13 protein-coding genes, 2 tRNA genes, 2 rRNA genes and 1 riboswitch are annotated in these 21,310 nt (G+C 44.0%); of the genes, 6 read left to right on the top strand and 11 right to left on the bottom strand.

Annotated features, from left to right (window positions below):
* Positions 1-10 precede the first annotated feature (10 nt).
* The 5 genes from ACTS60_RS03690 to ACTS60_RS03670 form a co-directional block, all read right to left on the bottom strand.
* Complete coding sequence (locus ACTS60_RS03690; RefSeq protein WP_440887224.1) at positions 11-319, bottom strand: MSHA biogenesis protein MshK; 309 nt, start codon at positions 317-319, stop codon at positions 11-13.
* A 16-nt stretch (positions 320-335) separates the two neighbouring features.
* Positions 336-986: a type II secretion system protein GspM gene (gene gspM / locus ACTS60_RS03685; protein WP_440887176.1), complete on the bottom strand. Its 651-nt coding sequence runs from the start codon at positions 984-986 to the stop codon at positions 336-338.
* Entirely contained in the window at positions 983-2,431 is a 1,449-nt protein-coding gene (locus tag ACTS60_RS03680) for an MSHA biogenesis protein MshI (protein ID WP_440887175.1), read from the bottom strand. Before ACTS60_RS03680 ends, gspM begins: the two co-directional genes overlap by 4 nt.
* Before the next feature lie 2 nt (positions 2,432-2,433).
* Positions 2,434-4,449: an RNase E specificity factor CsrD gene (gene csrD, locus ACTS60_RS03675; RefSeq protein ID WP_440887174.1), complete on the bottom strand. Its 2,016-nt coding sequence runs from the start codon at positions 4,447-4,449 to the stop codon at positions 2,434-2,436.
* A 214-nt stretch (positions 4,450-4,663) separates the two neighbouring features.
* Positions 4,664-5,197: a single-stranded DNA-binding protein gene (locus ACTS60_RS03670; protein ID WP_440887173.1), complete on the bottom strand. Its 534-nt coding sequence runs from the start codon at positions 5,195-5,197 to the stop codon at positions 4,664-4,666.
* A gap of 277 nt (positions 5,198-5,474) precedes the next feature.
* On the opposite strand from ACTS60_RS03670, the gene ACTS60_RS03665 reads away from it, so the two are divergent.
* The 4 genes from ACTS60_RS03665 to ACTS60_RS03650 all read left to right on the top strand — a co-directional run bounded on the left by ACTS60_RS03665 (position 5,475) and on the right by ACTS60_RS03650 (position 11,905).
* Positions 5,475-6,119: a LuxR C-terminal-related transcriptional regulator gene (locus tag ACTS60_RS03665; protein WP_440887172.1), complete on the top strand. Its 645-nt coding sequence runs from the start codon at positions 5,475-5,477 to the stop codon at positions 6,117-6,119.
* 103 nt (positions 6,120-6,222) lie between these two features.
* Positions 6,223-7,095 (top strand): UTP--glucose-1-phosphate uridylyltransferase GalU, encoded by an 873-nt coding sequence (gene galU, locus ACTS60_RS03660; protein ID WP_440887171.1) that lies wholly within the window; start codon positions 6,223-6,225, stop codon positions 7,093-7,095.
* A gap of 136 nt (positions 7,096-7,231) precedes the next feature.
* Positions 7,232-10,054 (top strand): excinuclease ABC subunit UvrA, encoded by a 2,823-nt coding sequence (uvrA, locus tag ACTS60_RS03655; RefSeq protein WP_440887170.1) that lies wholly within the window; start codon positions 7,232-7,234, stop codon positions 10,052-10,054.
* A 66-nt stretch (positions 10,055-10,120) separates the two neighbouring features.
* Positions 10,121-11,905: a PglL family O-oligosaccharyltransferase gene (locus tag ACTS60_RS03650; protein ID WP_440887169.1), complete on the top strand. Its 1,785-nt coding sequence runs from the start codon at positions 10,121-10,123 to the stop codon at positions 11,903-11,905.
* 55 nt (positions 11,906-11,960) lie between these two features.
* Here ACTS60_RS03650 and ACTS60_RS03645 read toward each other — a convergent pair whose 3' ends face one another.
* On the bottom strand, positions 11,961-13,082 hold the full coding sequence (locus tag ACTS60_RS03645) for a pyridoxal-phosphate-dependent aminotransferase family protein (RefSeq protein WP_440887168.1): 1,122 nt from the start codon (positions 13,080-13,082) through the stop codon (positions 11,961-11,963).
* A 223-nt stretch (positions 13,083-13,305) separates the two neighbouring features.
* A riboswitch (Lysine riboswitch) is annotated at positions 13,306-13,484 on the top strand.
* Positions 13,485-13,609: 125 nt separating this feature from the next.
* Between ACTS60_RS03645 and lysC the strand changes: the two genes are divergently transcribed.
* Complete coding sequence (gene lysC / locus ACTS60_RS03640; protein WP_440887167.1) at positions 13,610-14,962, top strand: lysine-sensitive aspartokinase 3; 1,353 nt, start codon at positions 13,610-13,612, stop codon at positions 14,960-14,962.
* Positions 14,963-15,029: 67 nt separating this feature from the next.
* Here the strand turns inward: lysC and metH are convergent, their stop codons facing one another.
* On the bottom strand, positions 15,030-18,707 hold the full coding sequence (gene metH / locus ACTS60_RS03635; RefSeq protein ID WP_440887166.1) for a methionine synthase: 3,678 nt from the start codon (positions 18,705-18,707) through the stop codon (positions 15,030-15,032).
* A gap of 191 nt (positions 18,708-18,898) precedes the next feature.
* Here metH and ACTS60_RS03630 point away from each other — a divergent pair, with 191 nt between their 5' ends.
* On the top strand, positions 18,899-20,221 hold the full coding sequence (locus ACTS60_RS03630) for a cation:proton antiporter (protein WP_440887165.1): 1,323 nt from the start codon (positions 18,899-18,901) through the stop codon (positions 20,219-20,221).
* A 485-nt stretch (positions 20,222-20,706) separates the two neighbouring features.
* Here the strand turns inward: ACTS60_RS03630 and ACTS60_RS03625 are convergent.
* From ACTS60_RS03625 to rrf (ACTS60_RS03610), 4 genes are all read right to left on the bottom strand, one after another.
* Positions 20,707-20,783: transfer RNA gene (locus ACTS60_RS03625), tRNA-Asp, on the bottom strand.
* Positions 20,784-20,814: 31 nt separating this feature from the next.
* A 5S ribosomal RNA gene (gene rrf, locus ACTS60_RS03620) occupies positions 20,815-20,931 on the bottom strand.
* Positions 20,932-20,949: 18 nt separating this feature from the next.
* Positions 20,950-21,025, bottom strand: a tRNA-Thr gene (locus ACTS60_RS03615).
* Between the two features lie 97 nt (positions 21,026-21,122).
* Positions 21,123-21,239, bottom strand: a 5S ribosomal RNA gene (gene rrf, locus ACTS60_RS03610).
* Positions 21,240-21,310 lie beyond the last annotated feature (71 nt).

The raw sequence follows: 21,310 nt of genomic DNA, 5'->3' as shown, positions 1-21,310 counted from the left end.
CTCTGATTTTTTATTGTTTTACATTTAAACGAAAAAGCTCGAGTTTCCAATCTCGGTCACCACGCTTTAAAGTCACATATTCACTATTAATACTGGCAATGCGGTAGCCATTTAAAGAATGTCCTTGCTCTACTATTTTATTGTTCATAATCGCAATACATGGCATCTCTGGCTTACATACAATGCTGTTTAGTGTTGGCAATCGATATTTCCGTTTTACTGTCGAATTAGTTTGAACCGGTTGTTCCCAACCTAAAGGGGTCGTTGGATCTTGCTCAGCGACACAAAAGCTAGGCGCAATAATGGCACCGATAACCATCGCTAATATTATTTTATTATCCACCAATAAACTCCTCTTGAGAGCCCAAAGTGTATACTTCCAACACCAAGTTAGCCTTCGGGTAATCCTCTACTTGGTAAGTGAAGTTGCGCCAATAATAACTCACCGGAAGTTGTTCAAGTTTCTTTAAGTAATTAGCGATAGAAAAGTAGTCACCACTCACTTCTAAGCGCACCGGGTGCACATAGTACCCCGAGTATTGTGCCGACTCTTTATCTGACGTAATTGGCTCCGCTTTCAATGTGTTTAAGCTGATCAAATGCACACCCGATTGCTGCTCTAAAACACTTTGTAGCAGCTCTGCCATTTGAGAAGGTGTAATCAAGTGCTCAATAATTTGTGACAGCTGCATTGATAAGTGCTGACTCTCAGCTAACAACTGAGCGATAGCTTGATCAACCTCAGCATTTGGATCTTTTTTCAATTGAGCTTGAACACGTAACGTTTCTATTTCAGTCTGTTGATTAATCTGTTTTTGAGAGCTCAGTTGCCTTTTACTGTTATTCACGCTATCTAACTTCGGCTCCAATACCATCGTAAACAACAGCATTACGACTGTTACGAATCCACAAACAGCAATCAAGCCTTTCTCCCGAGAGCTTAACTCGTCAAAACGTTCTTCTAATGAAGACCAAAAATCATTCATTGCTGCGCCTCCTTACGAGTACTCAACGCAAATGTAACAATCCCTTTTTCGTTACGACCAATCGCGACATCATCAAAGGTGCGCCCTACTAAGCTAATCTCATTCTTAAACTGCCCCACCCAATCAGGTACTGCACGAGGAGTTCTTGCTAGACCTTTTATATCAAGATGCTCTTGGGCAATATGAATGTCTGAAATCGAGATGTTGTTATTACTTAACTTCGCCAGTGAAGTCATAATGCCTGAATAACCAATGCGCTGGGAATCGTCATACTTCCCTACGGCAGTTAGTGAGTCTCGCTTGGCTTTCACCTCTTTTTCCAGGCGAGCTCGCGCAGCTAACTTATTAGCATCCGGTTTAAGCTTTCTCAATTGAACGTTGTAACGATCTAGTTCTGACTTAAGAATATCACCCTTACTTTTGGCAATGTTTATTTGGTCATCAACACCTTGATTTTGCCAACTAACATAGCCATACGACAACATTATCGCCAATGCTGCAACGCCCCAGGATATCGCCACATTTTTGAGAGTTAGCAGTCTCTTTTTAGGTTTTAGGTAACTAGGGAATAAGTTAACTCGCCATTCAGAAACTACTGACGCGTTGTCAGCTAAAACATGGCCTGATAACTCGTGAGCTTCCGCGATTAGGGCTGAAACTTTCGTACTAATTCGGTAATTTAGAGACTGCGATAGTTCGCTCTCATCCTCTTCATCACAACATACTTTAAGCTGATGAAGCTGCACATTACGAACCTGTGAAGACAAATAGTCAATCGAGCGTTGAAGCTCTAACGACAGACTATCCATCTGCAAATCAGTCGAAGGTACCCCCGTCAAAGGTGAGGTCACACTTCTAATAGAGCGATTGAACATCATCGTATGTTCAACAAAGGCACTGATTCTAAAATGGCCCTTACATGAACGCTGTAGTAATAGAAAATTACCCAGTTCCCCTGATGCTCTCCCCCAAACTTCATCTTCGGGAACGATGGTGTTTAGTGACAATTGGTAACGTTCAGAAAGTAAAATCAGTTTATCCAATGTCTTTCTTGGCAGTACATAAGTTTGCACTTTAGTCGAGTTGGGTAACTCGACAGCATCAGCAACAATGTCAATCGCTCGTTCTGATATCAATTCTTTTAACAAGAACGGCAAGGCTGATGGCCATTCTTGGCGAGGCATCGACGGCTTATCAATCTGATAGATTTGATAGTAATTATGTGACAAGACAACTGTCAGTGAGTCATAAGTACTCGCAACAACACTTAAAGCCTGTTCGCACGATTTCTCCCAATTTCCATCAGCGATTTCAAATCTGGCAGGGCGAGCACTTTTTGCTGACGCTGATAAATAAACAGCATCAGGCTGTATCACCATAAAGCAAGCTCTTCCGCCAACAGAAGAACCAGTAAGTTGATTGAGTAATCCGTGTAGTCTTTTCATTCTTATCTATTATTTTTTCGCCAGCGATTTCTACGCCCAGGCTTAATCTGAGCATCAGATTGAACTTCTTTCTTGGCATCAATTATTGGAAATAAACGAAATTCTGAAGAGAAATAACGTCCTTGCACTCCATATATGCCCAGCTCAACTAGAGCATCTAGCTCATGTTTGTTTTCTACTCCAACAGCAATAATCTTCGTACGGCTATTTTCTGCTGCTCCTAGCATGCTACGAATAAACAGTTGGTTTTCATGCCTTTGGTCTATTTTTGTTACCAAACTACGGTGTAGCTTAAGATAATGAACATCCATCTCTTTTAAGTAATGCGTGCTTACAATCGTACGCCCTGCTTGGCCTATGACTAGACGGCAGCCCAAACCAGACAACATTTTAGCGACTGGCCGCATAAAATCTAAATGTCTTACAAACTGCGCTTCAACAAACTCAAAATTGAGACACTTTCTACTCTCAGTTGACAACTGTAGTAGTTCATCTCGCAGCCACTTAAAGTGTTCTCGCTGAGCAAAAGGAGAAACATTTAAATTGATAGTAAAGTAAGTAGCACTGTTACTTTGATACTTGTAATTCTGCAAAAACCTGGTCAACACAGCACGATCCATTTGTGCCTCGTAACCAACCTGTCGAACAGCCGAAATAAAACGAGATGCCTTCACAATCCCATTTTCTGGATCCTGAATACGACATGTTACCTCTTCATGAAGTACTTTTTTATGCGACGAATCACTTATTGAGAAAGTAGATTGTGCGTAGAGTATCACACTTTCAGGTGTTAATGCTGTATCAAAAAGAGTGCGCCATCGAACACTGCCTCGCACATCCTCATAATGATTTAATTTCTTGAATCGACTCCAGTTATTGCTGTTTTGCAATTGAGCGCTACGTAAAGCTGTCTCAGCTTCATCGATAATTTGGCTATGACGCTCACCTTCCTTATACATCGTGATACCAATATGGCACCAGTTATCAATGTCTAAAGGCGCTGGAGGTACTAACTTTTCGAGTTGACGAATACATTGAGATGCAAGATTGGCCACATCTTTGGCCGATTGATGAGGCAAAAACAAAGCAAAGTCAGCCTCATAGTAACGAGAAAAAACCACATCAGGAAAACGCTGAACCAAATTAGAAACTAAGCTCCCTACTTCAACAATGAAGTCATCGGTAGATTGCTTGTCTAGCTCTTCTTGAACCAATTTCCAATCTTGAATACGCAGCAATAGAACAGCCCCTCGAGAACCGCTCTCAAGCAATGCCGATTCAAGTTTACTATCAAAAAGGACTCGGTTAGCGGTACCTGTTAACTTATCAAGGAAGGTCTGGGTACGGATGAAGGTATCAAATCGACTTCTTTCTTGACGAGCATCTTGCAACTCTTCAATCAATACATCTAAGGCCTCACTTGCGGTATACGGCCATTCGCGTTCATCACCTTTAGAATACTGCTCTACTCTCCCAGCAAGGATCATACGACCACGCTCTTCGAGCATCTCTGAACCGGCCAACTGCTCTTTCAGCCATGCTACACCGCGCAGCAAACAAAAAATGATCAATACAACAGCGAGAGTGATAGACCATAACGCTTGCATGGAGTAGCCATACCCTAGATAAGGCGGAACCACTTTAAAATGAATGACGTAGTTTTGGTTATGGGTTAATGGGTACTCCTGCTCAAACAAGATTGAAGGGTCAACAGGATGTGATGTATCTTTGAAACGATAAACAACGGCATCATTGGCGGATAAAGTCATTTCAACAATGTTACTTGCCTGCAACATCTTAGGCATCCAACGCTGCATAGAATAAGCCGCGTCAGGATCTTCCATCTCTTTATCAACGACCTCAACAATCCCTTCTAGATAGTGATTGAGATACTCTTGTCCGAGCCGTTTGAAAGAGAGGGTGCCACCAACAAACAAGATAAACATTGCGCATATGACGATCATAGTGACGAATGCCACCAGTCGTGTGCTTAGCTTTAGAGTAGGGGTATACCTCATGAATACCAAATTCCTTTTCTATTCACCATATACCTTATTGAATTACTTATACTTGATAACAAAAAACTAAACAATCGGATTAATCTGATTGTGAGACGCTATAGCAAAATCACCATTTTATGCATGCATTAACTAGCTCAGAATGCGACCGGATGCAATGACTCTCAAGCAAAAAAAAGCCGCGATATTCGCGGCTCTCTACTAGACGTATTATTTAGAACGGAATATCGTCATCAAAATCCATCGGTGGCTCATTGTATTGCTGCTGAGGTTGCTGCGGAGCCTGTTGTTGCTGTTGAGGCGCGTTATATTGCTGCTGAGCAGGTTGCTGAGGTTGACCCCAACCACCTTGTTGCTGCTGTTGTTGCCCTCCGCCCATAGGAGCGCCACCTTGAGCACGACCGCCAAGCATTTGCATAACGCCGTTAAACCCTTGAACAACAACTTCTGTTGTGTAGCGGTCTTGACCATTTTGATCTTGCCATTTACGTGTTTGAAGTTGGCCTTCTACGTAAACCTGAGAGCCTTTACGCAGGTACTCACCCGCTACTTCAGCCAATTTGCCAAACAAAGCTACACGATGCCACTCTGTTTTTTCACGCTGTTCACCAGTCGCTTTGTCACGCCATGACTCTGAAGTTGCAATCGTGATGTTTGCTACCGCACCACCGTTAGGCATGTAACGAATTTCAGGGTCGTTACCAAGATTCCCCACCAAAATAACTTTGTTAATTCCACGGCTGGCCATGATGTGCTCCGTTTCACTCTGGATGTATTAAAAAATAAGCGCACTAGAATAACACGCTTTGTTGATTTGATTAAAGCCCAATTAGATTGTCAGTCATTCACCAAAAATCTGGAACTAAAATCTCTTTTCTTGGTTGAGGAGTAGCAAATGTGAATCACATTACATCATTCGTTTCTTTAGGGTTTGAAACTAAACGCAATTCTTTTCAAAGCCACTAGTCCATTTATAAATTTGATGTCACCGTTATTCCAATCATGTTAACCGGAGTAACCTACTCATGAGAAAATCTACTTATGCGAGAAAACTCTTTCTTATCAGCTTGAAAAACGATGACAACTCTCAGCTAACACAACTTAAGAAATATGCTGATATGGATATTCCTCTCATTGGTACTGATGACCTTATGGAAGCCAACCCTAAACACCGCAACAAGATCCTGCTCATTGACTTTGAGGAACATAAAGACCTGATTCTTTCGATTAAGAACCTTCCATTGGTATGGAAGAACTTTGAAACAATAATATTTAATGTTCCAAAACGCCTAACTACGGATGAACTACTCTCATTTGGCCAATTGAAAGGCTTGTTCTATAAAGAAGATAGTACTGAGAGTATTGCCGAGGGGCTAAAGGAAATTGTAAACGGCCAAAATTGGTTACCTAGAAATGTTACTAGCCAGCTTTTACACTACTACCGTAATGTCATTAGCTCTCATACTACACCAGCGACTGTTGATCTTACCATTCGTGAGCTACAGGTTTTACGCTGTTTACAGGCGGGCGCTTCTAACTGCCAGATGGCAGAGGAGCTTTTTGTCAGTGAGTTCACAATAAAATCACACCTATATCAAATCTTCAAAAAACTATCCGTCAAAAATCGAGTCCAAGCGATAGCATGGGCAGATCAAAATCTTCTGTCATGATTCATTAAGTAGATTTTCGCACTTTAATCATGATTATCCTCTCTCTCTCATGTTAAAGTGTCGCTCAGATTCTTAGTACACATAAGAAAGGATATAACCCCCAATGATTAAAAAGTGTCTGTTTCCTGCAGCTGGTTACGGTACTCGTTTCCTTCCAGCAACCAAGTCTATGCCCAAAGAAATGATGCCAGTAGTGAATAAACCACTGATTGAATATGGCGTTGAAGAAGCTATCCAAGCAGGTATGAATGGTATGTGCATCGTTACTGGTCGTGGTAAACACTCGATCATGGACCACTTCGATAAAAACTACGAGCTGGAGCATCAGATCAGCGGCACCAACAAAGAAGAACTGTTGGTTGATATCCGTGAAATCATTGACTCTGCAAACTTTACCTACATCCGCCAGCGCGAGATGAAAGGTCTAGGCCATGCGATCCTGACTGGTCGAGAACTCGTAGGTGATGAACCATTTGCTGTTGTGCTTGCTGATGACCTTTGTGTAAACGAAGAAGAAGGCGTATTAGCTCAAATGGTCGCACTGTTTAAACAGTTCCGTTGCTCAATCGTCGCAGTTCAAGAGGTTCCTGCAGAAGAAACGCACAAGTACGGTGTTATCTCTGGTGAGATGATCAAAGATGACATCTATCGCGTAGACGACATGGTAGAGAAGCCGGAGCAAGGTACTGCACCAAGCAATCTAGCAATCATCGGGCGTTATATCCTGACTCCAGATATTTTCGAACTGATCGAAAACACTGAACCAGGTAAAGGTGGTGAAATCCAAATCACTGACGCACTACTTAAGCAAGCAAAAGCGGGCTGTGTACTGGCATACAAATTCAAAGGCCAACGTTTCGACTGTGGTAGCGTAGAAGGCTACATCGAAGCAACAAACTACTGCTTTGAAAACCTATACCTAAAAGACGAAAAGAAGTCTGAGCTAGGTAAACACGCGACTAAGAAAGAAGCGTAATCACACCCAAACTATTGATTATGAAGCCCGGCTTAATGCCGGGCTTTATTTTACTGTTTTTTTGTCCAGTATTTCTTTGCACATTTCTCACACTATGTAATACTTGCGTGACTTGGTTATACATAGAGCAAAAACGATGGATAAAATAGAAGTTCGCGGTGCCCGCACCCATAACCTCAAAGACATCAACCTTACGATCCCCCGCGATAAGCTGACAGTTATCACCGGTTTAAGTGGTTCTGGTAAATCGTCTCTCGCTTTCGACACCTTATATGCAGAAGGCCAGAGACGTTATGTAGAGTCTCTATCTGCCTACGCGCGCCAGTTTTTGTCTCTTATGGAAAAACCAGATGTTGACCATATCGAAGGTTTATCTCCAGCGATCTCTATTGAGCAAAAATCAACATCGCATAATCCTCGCTCAACCGTAGGTACCATCACTGAAGTCTATGATTACTTGCGCCTACTTTACGCACGAGTTGGGGAACCTCGTTGTCCTACTCACCACACGCCTCTTGCCGCTCAAACCATAAGTCAAATGGTTGACAAAGTTTTAGAGCTACCAGAAGGCAGTAAAATGATGCTCCTCGCACCAATCGTGAAAGATCGTAAAGGTGAGCACGTTAAGACACTAGAGAACCTAGCTGCTCAAGGCTTTATTCGTGCACGCATCGATGGTGAAACTTGCGACCTTTCCGATCCACCGACACTTGAACTACACAAAAAACATACTATTGAAGTGGTTGTGGATCGCTTTAAAGTGCGTCCAGATTTACAGCAACGCTTAGCTGAATCGTTTGAAACTACACTAGAGCTTTCTGGTGGTATTGCCGTTGTTGCTCCGATGGACGGCGACGGCGAAGAAGTGATTTTCTCAGCCAATTTTGCCTGCCCACTTTGTGGTTACAGCATGCAAGAGCTTGAACCTCGTTTATTCTCGTTCAACAACCCAGCCGGAGCTTGTGGTACTTGTGATGGTTTAGGTGTACAGCAGTATTTCGATCCTAGCCGAGTAATTCAGGATGAAACACTTAGCTTGGCACAAGGTGCTATTCGCGGTTGGGATCAAAAGAACTATTACTACTTCCAAATGTTGTCTTCACTAGCAGAACACTATGGTTTTGATCTTAATGTTCCGTTTAATTCCTTAGCGAAGAAAACCCAAGACGTCATTCTAAAAGGTTCTGGGCGTACTGAAGTTGAATTCAAATACATCAACGATCGTGGTGACATTCGCGTTAAGCGTCATCCTTTCGAAGGGATCCTGAATACACTTGAGCGCCGTTACCGCGATACCGAATCTAACTCAGTACGTGAAGAGCTTGCGAAATACATCTCTACTAAATCTTGTTCAAGCTGTGGCGGTACGCGTCTGCGCCTTGAAGCTCGTAATGTGTTTATCGCCGATACAACATTGCCAGAGATTGTTGAACTCAGTATTGCCGATGCATTGGAGTTTTTTCACTCCTTAAAACTAGAAGGTCAACGTGCCCAAATCGCTGAAAAAGTGATGAAAGAAATCAATGACCGCCTGCAATTCTTAGTTAACGTTGGTTTGAACTACCTAAATTTATCACGCAGTGCTGAAACCCTCTCGGGTGGTGAAGCGCAACGTATTCGCTTAGCAAGTCAGATTGGTGCAGGTCTAGTAGGGGTAATGTACGTTCTGGATGAACCATCGATTGGTCTCCACCAGCGTGACAACGAACGTCTATTGAAAACGTTGACCCACCTGCGAGATCTAGGCAATACAGTATTAGTAGTTGAGCACGATGAAGATGCGATTCGTTGTGCAGACCACGTGATCGATATCGGCCCTGGTGCTGGAGTACACGGTGGTAACGTAGTTGCGGAAGGTACGATGGAAGATATCATCGCCAACCCGAACTCTCTGACAGGTCAGTACCTAAGTGGTGCGAAAGAGATTGCAGTACCAAAAGAACGTACACCACGCGATCCCAAGAAAACCGTTGAGTTACTTGGAGCGACCGGCAACAACCTAAAGAATGTTGACCTATCGATTCCTGTGGGCTTGTTTAGCTGTATTACGGGCGTATCAGGCTCAGGTAAATCAACCCTGATCAACGATACCTTTTTTAAGATTGCTCATACTCAGTTGAACGGTGCAACGACAGCGCATCCTTCACCATACAAATCAATCAAGGGTCTGGAGCACTTCGATAAAGTTATCGATATTAACCAAAGCCCTATCGGTCGTACGCCACGTTCAAACCCAGCGACTTATACGGGTATCTTTACTCCAATTCGTGAACTGTTCGCAGGCACACAAGAGTCTCGTTCTCGTGGATACAAACCAGGTCGCTTTAGCTTTAACGTACGTGGTGGTCGCTGTGAGGCATGTCAGGGTGATGGCGTAATCAAAGTTGAAATGCACTTCCTACCAGACGTCTACGTGCCTTGTGATGTATGTAAAGGTAAGCGCTACAACCGCGAAACACTTGAAGTACGTTACAAAGGCAAAACTATTGATGAAGTGCTGGAGATGACGGTAGAAGACGCCCGTACCTTCTTCGACCCAGTGCCTGCCATTGCTCGTAAACTGCAAACGTTAATGGACGTTGGTTTGTCTTACATTCGTTTAGGACAAGCCGCAACCACTCTCTCTGGTGGTGAAGCTCAGCGCGTAAAACTGGCAAGAGAACTGTCTAAGCGTGATACCGGAAAAACCTTGTACATTTTGGATGAGCCGACAACAGGTCTGCATTTCCACGATATCCAACAACTATTGACTGTATTACATCGTCTGCGCAACCACGGAAATACCGTTGTCGTCATTGAACATAACCTCGATGTGATAAAAACAGCAGACTGGATTATCGACTTAGGACCGGAAGGTGGCCAAGGAGGTGGAGATATCATCGCGCAAGGAACACCGGAAGATGTGTCTCAGATCGAAGGTTCGCACACAGCTCGCTTCCTCAAACCTATATTGAAGTAAAAAAAACAGGTAAAGTACAAAGACCAGCCATTGCTGGTCTTTTTCATTCAAAACAACACAATAACTATGGCTACTATACACGTCAGTGGAACCAAGCTTTCTCCAGGTAAAGTACAAGTTCCTCTTAATCGCAAGTTTCTCATCGCGCTAGCAGGACTTTTTCTGCTGGCGATGCACTTCTTTATGCCAAATCCAGGAGGCTCTGGTCTTGCGCTGTCTTTCAACGCAACCACTTGGATTGCGTTCAGCTTTGCACTTGGCATTGGTTGCTACCAACTTGCAACCAACCGTGTATTGCGGTATTCCAAATTAACGATTGGTCTATTGATTAGCTGTATCATCATGACGCTGCCAATCCTCTATCCGAGTGCAGATAGTGCGCTTGCAGCCAATAAACTGATTGGTCTTTGGTGCGGCATGCTGTTCTTTGTGCTACTGCAGCAGTTCCATTTTAGTAACAAGCACCGCCAACGTTTGTTGTGGCTTATTGTTCTCGCCGTTGTTATAGAGGCGATTTTCGGCTTAGTCCAATATCTTTACCTTAAGCCGGGAAATATATTCGGATACGACACGATAGCTAACCGACCTTATGGTATTTTCCAACAACCCAATGTCATGGCGAGCTTTCTTGCTACTGGCTTAGTTATCGCAAGTTACCTGATTGTTCGACAACCTTATAAATATTCACGAAAACTAAGCGATATTTACCTACTTTATGCTGTACCTGTACTGACTCTTCCGCTTATTGTTGCATTAGCATCACGAACGGGCTGGTTGGCTTCCATCATCGCCATCTTACTTGTCATACCATACATGTACCGCTTTGCTACTAAAGCGAGATTCACTCGCTGGGCAATAGCGATGGCTACGGGCTTAGTCTTGTCAATTGTAATCATGCAAATCGCCTTTCCTGACGGTAACGGATTAGCCAGCGAAAAGGTGAACATGGAATCACCACGTGCATATACCTTCCCACAAACATTGGATATGGTAATTGAGAAGCCATTTACTGGGTACGGTTACGGTAAGTTTGAATCGGAATACATGTTGTACACTGCACACCAACATGCACTGAATGACAACTACCCTGCAGGTTTACCGTCTATGGACCATCCGCACAATGAGCTATTGTATTGGGCAGTAGAAGGTGGACTGTTGCCAATTTTGGGTATCTTTTTGGCAATGACGTTAGTGCTATATCGCATCTACCAAGCCAAACGTGGTACTCGCTTAGCACTGCTGGCACTGTTTATTCCAATCGTGCTGCACTCGCAATTAGAATACCCCTTCTATCATTCATTGGTGCATTGGCTGATCTTTGTGATTCTGCTTTATTGGGTCGACCAACGAGTTTCTCGTTACCGCCAAGCTCCGTTTAGCAAAGTAACCAAAAGTTTATTGCGAGTTTGTAGCCTCGTCATTCCAGCCGTGTTTACTTTCTATATGGTTAGCGCATTGCACACCAACTACGTCTTAACCAAGTTTGAAACCACGCGTCCAACCAATCCGGATATCTTGAATCAGGTGACGAACCCAGTGGTCTGGAAAGATCGTTTCGATTGGGATGTGTACAGCACCTTCTTAAACATCGGCTTATACAAGCAAGATCCAACCTTAATTCAGCCTTACATTGATTGGTCATTGGAGATCATTAAAGACAAGCCACGACCAGCGTTTTACAACAATCTGATACTGGCATATCAAGGGTTGGATGACACAAGTAAATCTGAACAAATTCGTGCAGAAGCGCAGTTCTTGTTCCCTAAAATTGATTTCAGTAGCGTCAATTACCAGCCTCCTTCTCAGGCTATCTCAGCCTCACCAACACCAACGTCTGGTACTAAGCAATAAACACAAAAAAGCGAAGGAATAACCTTCGCTTTTCTTTATCTCATACCGAGGCGATTTATTCAGTTAGCGACTCTTCTAAAGCTCGCAAACACAAAGCCACGTTTTCAGGTCGAGCACCATAACCCATCAAACCAATTCGCCATGCTTTGCCAGCCAGAGCACCAAGACCGGCACCGATTTCTAAGTTGTAAGTTTCAAGTAAATGATTACGCACTTTTGCTTCATCAATTCCTTCAGGGACATAAATCGCGTTCAATTGCGGTAGTCGATACTCTTCTTCTACCACGAATTCAAAACCAAGTTTTTGTAGACCAGCTTTGAGCTTCTCATGCATTAACTGGTGACGCGCCCACGCATTTTCTAAACCTTCATTCTTAAGGATAAGTAGAGCTTCATGCAGGGCATACAAACTGTTCACCGGCGCTGTGTGGTGGTAGCTGCGCTTACCTTGTCCACTCCAATAACCTAACACTAGACTTTGATCCAAGAACCAGCTTTGAACCGGTGTCGTCCTAGATTGAATCTTCTCAATGGCTGCAGGAGAAAGTGTGACTGGAGATAAGCCAGGTACACACGACAAACATTTTTGGCTGCCAGAATACACAGCATCTAACTGCCACTCATCGACTTTAAGGGGCACACCACCAAGCGAGGTCACGGCATCGACGATCGATAACAAACCATATTGCTTCGCGAGTTTACCCAAGGCTTGAGCATCACTTACCGCGCCCGTCGATGTTTCAGCATGAACAAAAGCAAGAATCTTAGCATCAGGGTTCTGCTTTAACGCTTCTTCAACTTTATCGACCGATACAGGCGTGCCCCACTCATCATCGACGATAAGCGCTTCACCACCAGCACGAACCACATTTTCACGCATACGTTCACCGAAAACACCATTACGGCAGACAATGACTTTGTCGCCCTTTTCGATCAAATTGACGAAGCACGTTTCCATACCCGCACTACCTGGTGCAGATACTGCGATGGTGAACTCGTTTTCAGTTTGGAAAGCATATTTAAGCAACTGTTTTAGCTCATCCATCATTGCAATAAAAAGCGGGTCTAGATGACCAACTGTTGGACGGCTTAGCGCTTGTAAAACCTGAGGTGGAGTATCAGAGGGACCAGGCCCCATCAAAATACGGTGTGGGGGAATAAAGCTTTGGATCGGCATGTCAGCTCCTTGATTGCAGTCATTCATTCTGAGCGTTATAAAAGATCTATTCAAAAGGTTGGCTCAGGTATCGAACTTTTCACCCTAATAGATTTTTCCTCTATCGGCAATTAGCCCTAAGTATAGAGGTCAAACCACTGTCACAAATTCGTTAATAAAAACTTTCATAATGGTTGAGATATTGGTTGACAATGTGACAGCAAAACCGTTCAATGTTTAAGCTTTATGCAGAAGAGGAGCACTGCCCAGGCAGGTGATTTGTGGAGCCGCAATTCCAATACCAATCACTCAGGGGGAGTAGTGCCGAGGTAAGTCAAAGTTGCAGGATTTGACTTGTCGGTTGACTTGGGTTGAGTCCCATCAACTGTCATCAGCGCCGTTTGATGAAGAGCTTCTGAGGGTAAATTTTAAATTACATTCTAACTACCTCTCTATTTGCTCTGTTCCTTTCCTCACCAAACATTGGATGTGTTGGGCAACCAATTATTAATTGTTGTTATTTTTTTAGGAAGTCGTGGGAGAACGCAGTGAGCGCATTTAACGTAGCGAAATTCGGTGGAACCAGTGTTGCCAACTTTGAGGCAATGAGCCGTTGCTCCACCATCATAGAAAACAACCCAAATACTCGTCTTGTCGTCAGCAGCGCTTGCTCAGGTGTCACCAACCTTTTGGTTGAACTGGCAAACGGTGTCCAAGACCAAGAACATCGTGCGGAAGTACTGCAGAAATTAGCAGATATTCATGAATCCATTCTGTCCCAACTCGATAATGCAACCGAAGCCGCGACAGAAGTTTATGCCATTCTAGATACTGTCACTAGCTTAGCGGAAGCAGCCTCTATCCAAGCTAGCACCAAACTAACCGACCATTTGGTCGCTTGTGGCGAATTAATGTCGACTCACATCCTTACACAATTAATGCGTGAGCGTGGCGTAAACGCGACTCGTTTTGATATTCGCGACGTATTAAAAACCGATGGAAACTTTGGTCGAGCTGAACCAAGTATCGCGACAATTTCGCAACTCGCCCAAGAAAAGTTGGTTCCACTTTGCCAAGAATACGTGGTTATCACTCAAGGCTTTATTGGCTCAGATGAAGAAGGTAACACCACTACTCTTGGTCGTGGCGGCAGTGACTACAGTGCAGCATTGATTGCAGAAGGTGTGAAAGCAGCAGGTCTAGAGATTTGGACCGACGTTCCGGGCATTTACACCACAGACCCACGTATCGCCTCAAAAGCAGCACCGATTCCAGAGATCAGCTTTAGCGAAGCATCAGAGATGGCAAACTTCGGGGCAAAGATCCTGCACCCTTCAACACTAGTTCCGGCACTTCGTCACGATATCCCTGTTTTCGTTGGGTCGTCTAAAGAGCCGGAAAAAGGCGGCACATGGATCCGCCACCAAGTAGAAAGTTCACCTTTATTCCGAGCACTTGCCCTGCGCTGTAACCAAACTATGGTAACTCTACGCAGTGCTAACATGTTCCACGCGTACGGCTTCTTAGCTAAAGTATTTGAGATCCTAGCGAAGCACAAAATCTCTGTTGATCTAATCACCACATCTGAAATCAGTGTGTCACTCACTCTCGATCAAACAGACACGTCTGGCGGTGCTCCTCAATTGCCACAAGCGGCACGTGAAGAGCTTGAAGAACTGTGTAAAGTAGAAGTGGAACACGACCTATGCCTCGTCGCTCTGATTGGTAACAACATGAGTGAAAGCAAAGGCTATGCGAAGCAAGTATTTGGCACGCTAGAAGACTTCAACCTACGTATGATCTGTTACGGAGCAAGCCCTCATAACCTGTGTTTCCTTGTCCACGAGTCCGTATCTCGCCAAGCGATCCAAAAACTGCATACTGAATTATTTGAGCAATAAAAATGCTTTAATTCACCAATAAACAAGGGCTGCACATGGCAGCCCTTTTAGTTTCTAAATGGTCTAGTTAGCCGTTAATGTTTGGACCCAACCACTTCTCCGCTTCGATCCGATCCCAACCTTTACGATCAGCATAACTTTGCAGCTGATCCTCTTGGATCTGTGCGATCGCAAAGTAACGAGAATCTGGATGTGAGAAGTACCAACCCGATACGGACGCTCCTGGATACATCGCATAGCTCGATGTTAGTGACATGCCAATGTTTTCTTCAACATTCATTAGCTCCCAAAGCGGCCCTTTTTCAGTATGCTCTGGACATGCTGGGTAACCCGGAGCTGGTCGAATGCCTTGGTATTTCTCACGAATCAATTCTTCATTCGACAACTCTTCATCAGCAGCGTAACCCCAAATCTCTTTACGCACACGCTCATGTAAATACTCGGCGAATGCTTCCGCCAGACGATCCGCTACTGCTTGAATCATGATGGCATTGTAATCATCACCTTGCGCTTTGTACTCATCAGCAAGTTCACGTTCACCAATACCGCCAGTTACTGCAAAAGCACCAACCCAATCGTGCTTACCAGACTCTTTTGGTGCAACATAATCAGACAAGCAGTAGTTGAAGCCTTTTGGTTTCTCTGTTTGCTGACGCAAGTTATGCAGTACTTTTGCCACTTCTGTACGCGATTCGTCAGTGTAAACTTCAATATCATCACCGACACTCGCGGCAGGGAACAGACCACACATACCGCGTGCTTTGAGTAACCCTTCATGCTCAACACGATCTAGTAGTTCGTTAGCATCTTTGTACAGGCGTTGAGCCTCTTCACCCACTTCTTCATGGTCAAAGATTGTTGGATACTTGCCGACTAACGACCAAGTCATAAAGAAAGGCGTCCAGTCGATGTACTTACGCAAAGTAGACACTTCAAAGTCATCAAAAATATGGATACCCGGCTTCGCAGGAGCAGGAGGTGTGTACTTATCCCAATCAATCGCGACTTTGTTCGCTCGTGCTGCTTCTAAAGTGACAGGTTTAGTACGTGGCTTTTTACGATTGTGCTGATCACGAACGCGAACGTAATCTTCATCCAACTTTTCTACAAATGCAGGACGAAGTTCATCAGACAACAATGAAGTACATACACCAACCGCTCGCGAAGCATTGTTCACATACACTACAGGGTTCTTGTAGTTCTGCTCAATCTTAACTGCCGTATGCGCTTTTGATGTTGTCGCACCACCAATCAGAAGTGGAAGGTCGAAATCAAGTCGCTCCATTTCTTTCGCCACATGCACCATTTCATCGAGAGACGGGGTGATCAAACCAGACAGGCCAATGATGTCGACGTTTTCTTCTTTCGCTACCTTCAAGATCTTCTCACATGGCACCATTACGCCAAGATCGATGATCTCGTAGTTATTACATTGCAGTACTACACCAACAATGTTCTTACCGATATCGTGAACATCGCCTTTTACCGTAGCCAACAAAATCTTACCGTTGGAAGACCCCGCTTGCTTCTCTTTGTTGATGAACGGTTCAAGGTGAGCTACTGCCTGCTTCATAACACGCGCTGATTTCACTACCTGAGGAAGGAACATCTTACCTTCACCAAATAAGTCACCCACCACGTTCATGCCGTCCATCAATGGACCTTCAATGACTTCAAGTGGCTTAGAGGCATTAAGGCGAGCTTCTTCAGTATCTTCGACAATGAACTCAGTAATGCCTTTAACAAGCGCATGCTCTAGACGTTTTTCTACCGCCCAGGTACGCCACTCAAGTGCAGAAGCATCTTCTTTACCAACGCCTTTACCTGCGTATTCTGCTGCAATATCAAGTAGCCTCTCGGTCGAATCATCACGACGGTTAAGAACCACATCTTCTACCGCCTCACGCAGCTTATCAGGAACGTTATCGTAAATTTCCAACTGACCCGCATTAACGATGCCCATGTCCATACCATTTTTAAAACAGTGGTATAGAAACACCGCGTGAATCGCTTCACGAACGTAGTTATTACCGCGGAATGAGAAGGAAACGTTAGACACACCACCAGAGATCATCGCGTGAGGCAAGTCGCGCTTAATGTCGGCAACCGCTTCGATAAAATCCACGGCATAATTGTTGTGCTCTTCGATACCCGTCGCAACAGCAAAGATGTTCGGGTCAAAGATGATATCTTCTGGAGGGAAACCGACTTCATCAACCAAAATACGATAAGCATTAGTACAGATTTCTAACTTACGCTCACGTGTTTCTGCCTGACCAACTTCGTCAAACGCCATAACGATAACTGCAGCACCATATCGACGAATCAGTTTTGCTTGCTCAACAAACTTCTCTTTGCCTTCTTTCAAAGAGATGGAGTTCACGATGCCCTTGCCCTGAATACACTTCAGACCCGCCTCGATGACCTCCCATTTAGAAGAGTCGACCATGATTGGAACTTTGGAGATCTCAGGCTCAGATGCGCATAGGTTTAGGAATCGAACCATACAGGCTTCTGCATCCAACATGCCTTCATCCATGTTGATGTCGATGATCTGAGCGCCGTTCTCAACTTGTTGTCGGGCGACCTCTAGCGCTTCATCATAGAGTTCTTCTTTGATCAGACGTTTAAATCGAGCAGAACCAGTAACGTTAGTACGTTCACCCACATTGATAAACAGTGTCTCTTTTTCAATCGTAAGAGGTTCAAGACCAGACAAACGACAAGCTACCGTAAGCTCAGGCAAATCACGAGGTTTAACACCTTCAACTGCCATTGCCATATGACGGATGTGCTCTGGCGTCGTACCACAACAGCCACCAATTAGGTTTAGGAAACCGCTCTCAGCCCACTCTTTAACATGTTCTGCCATATCTTCCGGCGAAAGGTCATACTCGCCAAAGGCATTCGGCAGACCAGCATTTGGGTGAGTAGAAACAAAAGATTCAGAAATACGAGAAAGCTCTTCTACGTACGGACGCAGCTCATCAGGGCCAAGCGCACAGTTCAAGCCAAATGAAATTGGATTTACATGACGAAGAGAGTTATAAAAGGCTTCTGTTGTTTGACCAGAAAGCGTACGACCAGAAGCATCGGTAATGGTACCAGAGATCATAACTGGTAATTCGATGCCTAATTCTTCGAAAACGCTATCAACCGCAAAGGCACAAGCTTTGGCATTAAGCGTATCGAAGATGGTCTCGATCAGAATAAGATCAGAACCACCCTTGATCAGTGCACGAGTGGACTCAGAATAAGCCTCAACAAGTTCATCAAAACTGACATTACGATAGCCAGGGTCATTTACATCAGGGGAGATAGAACAAGTACGGTTTGTCGGACCAAGCACACCCGCAACGTAACGCGGACGATCTGGCGTTTTTGCCGTCCACTCATCAGCGGCTTCACGAGCAAGCTTTGCAGCTGCATAGTTGATTTCCTCACTCAGGCTTTCCATTTCATAGTCAGCCATCGCAATAGTCGTCGCGTTAAAGGTATTGGTCTCAAGAATATCTGCGCCAGCTTCTAAGTAAGCGCTGTGAATTTCCTTAATCAATTGAGGCTGAGTGAGCACCAACAAATCGTTGTTGCCTTTTAGATCGCTATGCCAATCAGCAAAGCGCTCTCCTCGATAGTCTTGCTCTTCAAGTTTGTATCCCTGAATCATGGTGCCCATGCCACCATCAATAAGCAAGATACGTTGCTTTAATTGAGCTTCAATCTGTTGTCTTACATTACTTCCCACAGTACAGCCTCATTCCTTTAGTTATCTCTCCATCCTATCATACAAATTAAAGGAGTCTAGACGTCTAAAATGAGAATTGCTGATTATTTTGTCTCCATTCTTTCTTACCGTAATATCACGAAAAAATGTTTGCTATTTGGTCAACATCGTCCGAAAATTCCATTCATAATTTGTTACAAATAGAGAGCTCTATGTCGGTCTACCATACCTTATGCTTCTTATCTGCGGCAGCAATGATTATTGCCTTTGTAAACAGCAAGATAGGAAAGATGCAAACTACCATCGCAATTACCGCCGGTTCAATGGTACTTTCTCTCCTTATTCTGATAGCAGGTCAAAATAACTGGTTTCATTTGACAGAGATAGCTACTGAGACTGTTACGAAAATCAACTTCGAAGACTTTCTACTCAAGGGGATATTGGGTTTCCTCCTCTTTGCGGGAGGATTAGGGATTAAACTCCCAAATCTCAAAGATCAAAAATGGGAGATTACGGTTCTTGCCTTGGGCGCAACGCTCTTCTCGACTTTTTTCATAGGTTTTGTTCTCTATGGCTTTTGCAGCCTGATCGGTATCCAATTTGATCTGATTTATTGTTTATTGTTTGGCGCTCTTATCTCGCCTACTGACCCAATCGCCGTGCTCGCGATTGTTAAAAAACTTGATGCTCCAAGACGAATTTCGACTCAGATAGAAGGGGAGTCACTATTCAACGATGGCTTTGGTCTCGTCATCTTTGTAACTCTATTTACTATTGCTTTTGGAACGGAAGCTCCTACAGTAGGAAGTGTAACTCTTCTATTTATCCAAGAAGCAATTGGAGGGATCGTCTACGGCTTTGCGCTAGGCCTACTATTCCACTACTTGATCAGTGCAACTGATGATCATTCAATGGAGCTACTGTTGACCATTGGTATCCCAACTGCTGGATACGCTTTTGCAGAGTACCTACATGTATCAGGTCCACTTGCGATGGTTGTATCGGGCATCATGATTGGTAACTGGACTCGCTTTATTGGTTTCTCTAAAGAAAGTGAAGATCATCTAGACCACTTCTGGGAGCTTGTCGATGAATTCTTAAATGGTGTGTTATTCCTACTAATAGGTATGTCGATGCTGCTGTTCGAGTTCCATAAAGAAGACTGGATCATGATGGCGATATCCGTACCGTTAGTACTTACAGCTCGATACTTAAGTGTATTTATCTCCTATATCGGATTTAAGCGATACCGAAAATATAACCCTTGGTCTATCAAGATTCTTACTTGGGGAGGCTTAAGAGGTGGGCTGGCACTTGCAATGGCATTGTCTATACCATCTGGTTTTTGGGTGATTCCGGACAAGCTAATTGATGTAAAAGAGATCATCTTAGTTATGACCTACTCGGTTGTTGTATTCTCTATACTCGTCCAAGGTTCGACAATCACACCTATGATAGAAAAGGCAAAAGCGGCTGAGCGATTACTTGAAGAAGAATCGAATAAAACGAAAGATTCTGTAACCTCTCAAGAGTGACACTTGTCCCATCATATTTTATGGCAGCCAATAGGCTGCCTTTTTTGTATCTACATGAGGAAAATCTATGCCTAATTCGATTTATTACATGTGAGCTTTAAACAAGTAGAAAATATCAAGTCGAGCCAAAAACGTGCAGCAGCGGTTAATTAGAATCAGCAGGATTAGTCCAAGAGTATCTACTGTTATTACAAGTAATCAAAAACATCTTAAATCACCTGTCAAAGGTAGCGATTTATAGCTAAGTTGATGAAGTGAAGGAGGCGGCTAGATTTACTACCTAAGTCTACCCAATTGATGAGAAGCTTTACGTGTGGAGGAATAGCTGCGAGGTACAGCTTAGGGCTTTGCCTGAATAAGCGGCTAGCGGTCAGGCTGCGCTTAATTGGACTCGCACACGAGCGGGACTAATTAGTCATAGACCGAAATAATATAGCAAATACGAAAAAGCCCTAGCATTTCTGCTAGGGCTTTGTCTGAATAAGTGGCGGAGCGGACGGGACTCGAACCCGCGACCCCCGGCGTGACAGGCCGGTATTCTAACCAACTGAACTACCGCTCCGCATTGGTCAGACTTTGAAGTCTAAATAAGAACCTGGCGATGTTCTACTCTCACATGGGGAAGCCCCACACTACCATCGACGCTACTTCGTTTCACTTCTGAGTTCGGAATGGAATTCAGGTGGGTCCAAAGCGCTATGGTCGCCAAGTAAAATTCTGATTATAAATGGTGCTGATACCCAGACTCGAACTGGGGACCTCATCCTTACCAAGGATGCGCTCTACCACCTGAGCTATATCAGCATCAAGATGTCCCTTTAGGACTAAAAAAGCCCGTTTTTACAAACGGGCTTTTTTAACTATTGTCTTCACCTTTAAAAAGGTAAAAACTAAATTTACAGCCTGGCGATGTCCTACTCTCACATGGGGAAGCCCCACACTACCATCGGCGCTAATTCGTTTCACTTCTGAGTTCGGAATGGAAATCAGGTGGGTCCAAATCGCTATGGTCGCCAAGCAAATTCTTTATCAATTTGCTCGCAAATTCAAACGCACTTTAGTGCGGCCCTTTAGGGTGAGATTTGCTTG

It is taken from the genome of Vibrio sp. WZ-1 (assembly GCF_052037695.1).
Classification (GTDB): domain Bacteria; phylum Pseudomonadota; class Gammaproteobacteria; order Enterobacterales; family Vibrionaceae; genus Vibrio.
The sequence above is the reverse complement of the archived record's forward strand: the minus strand, read 5'-3'. Positions and strand labels throughout refer to the sequence as shown.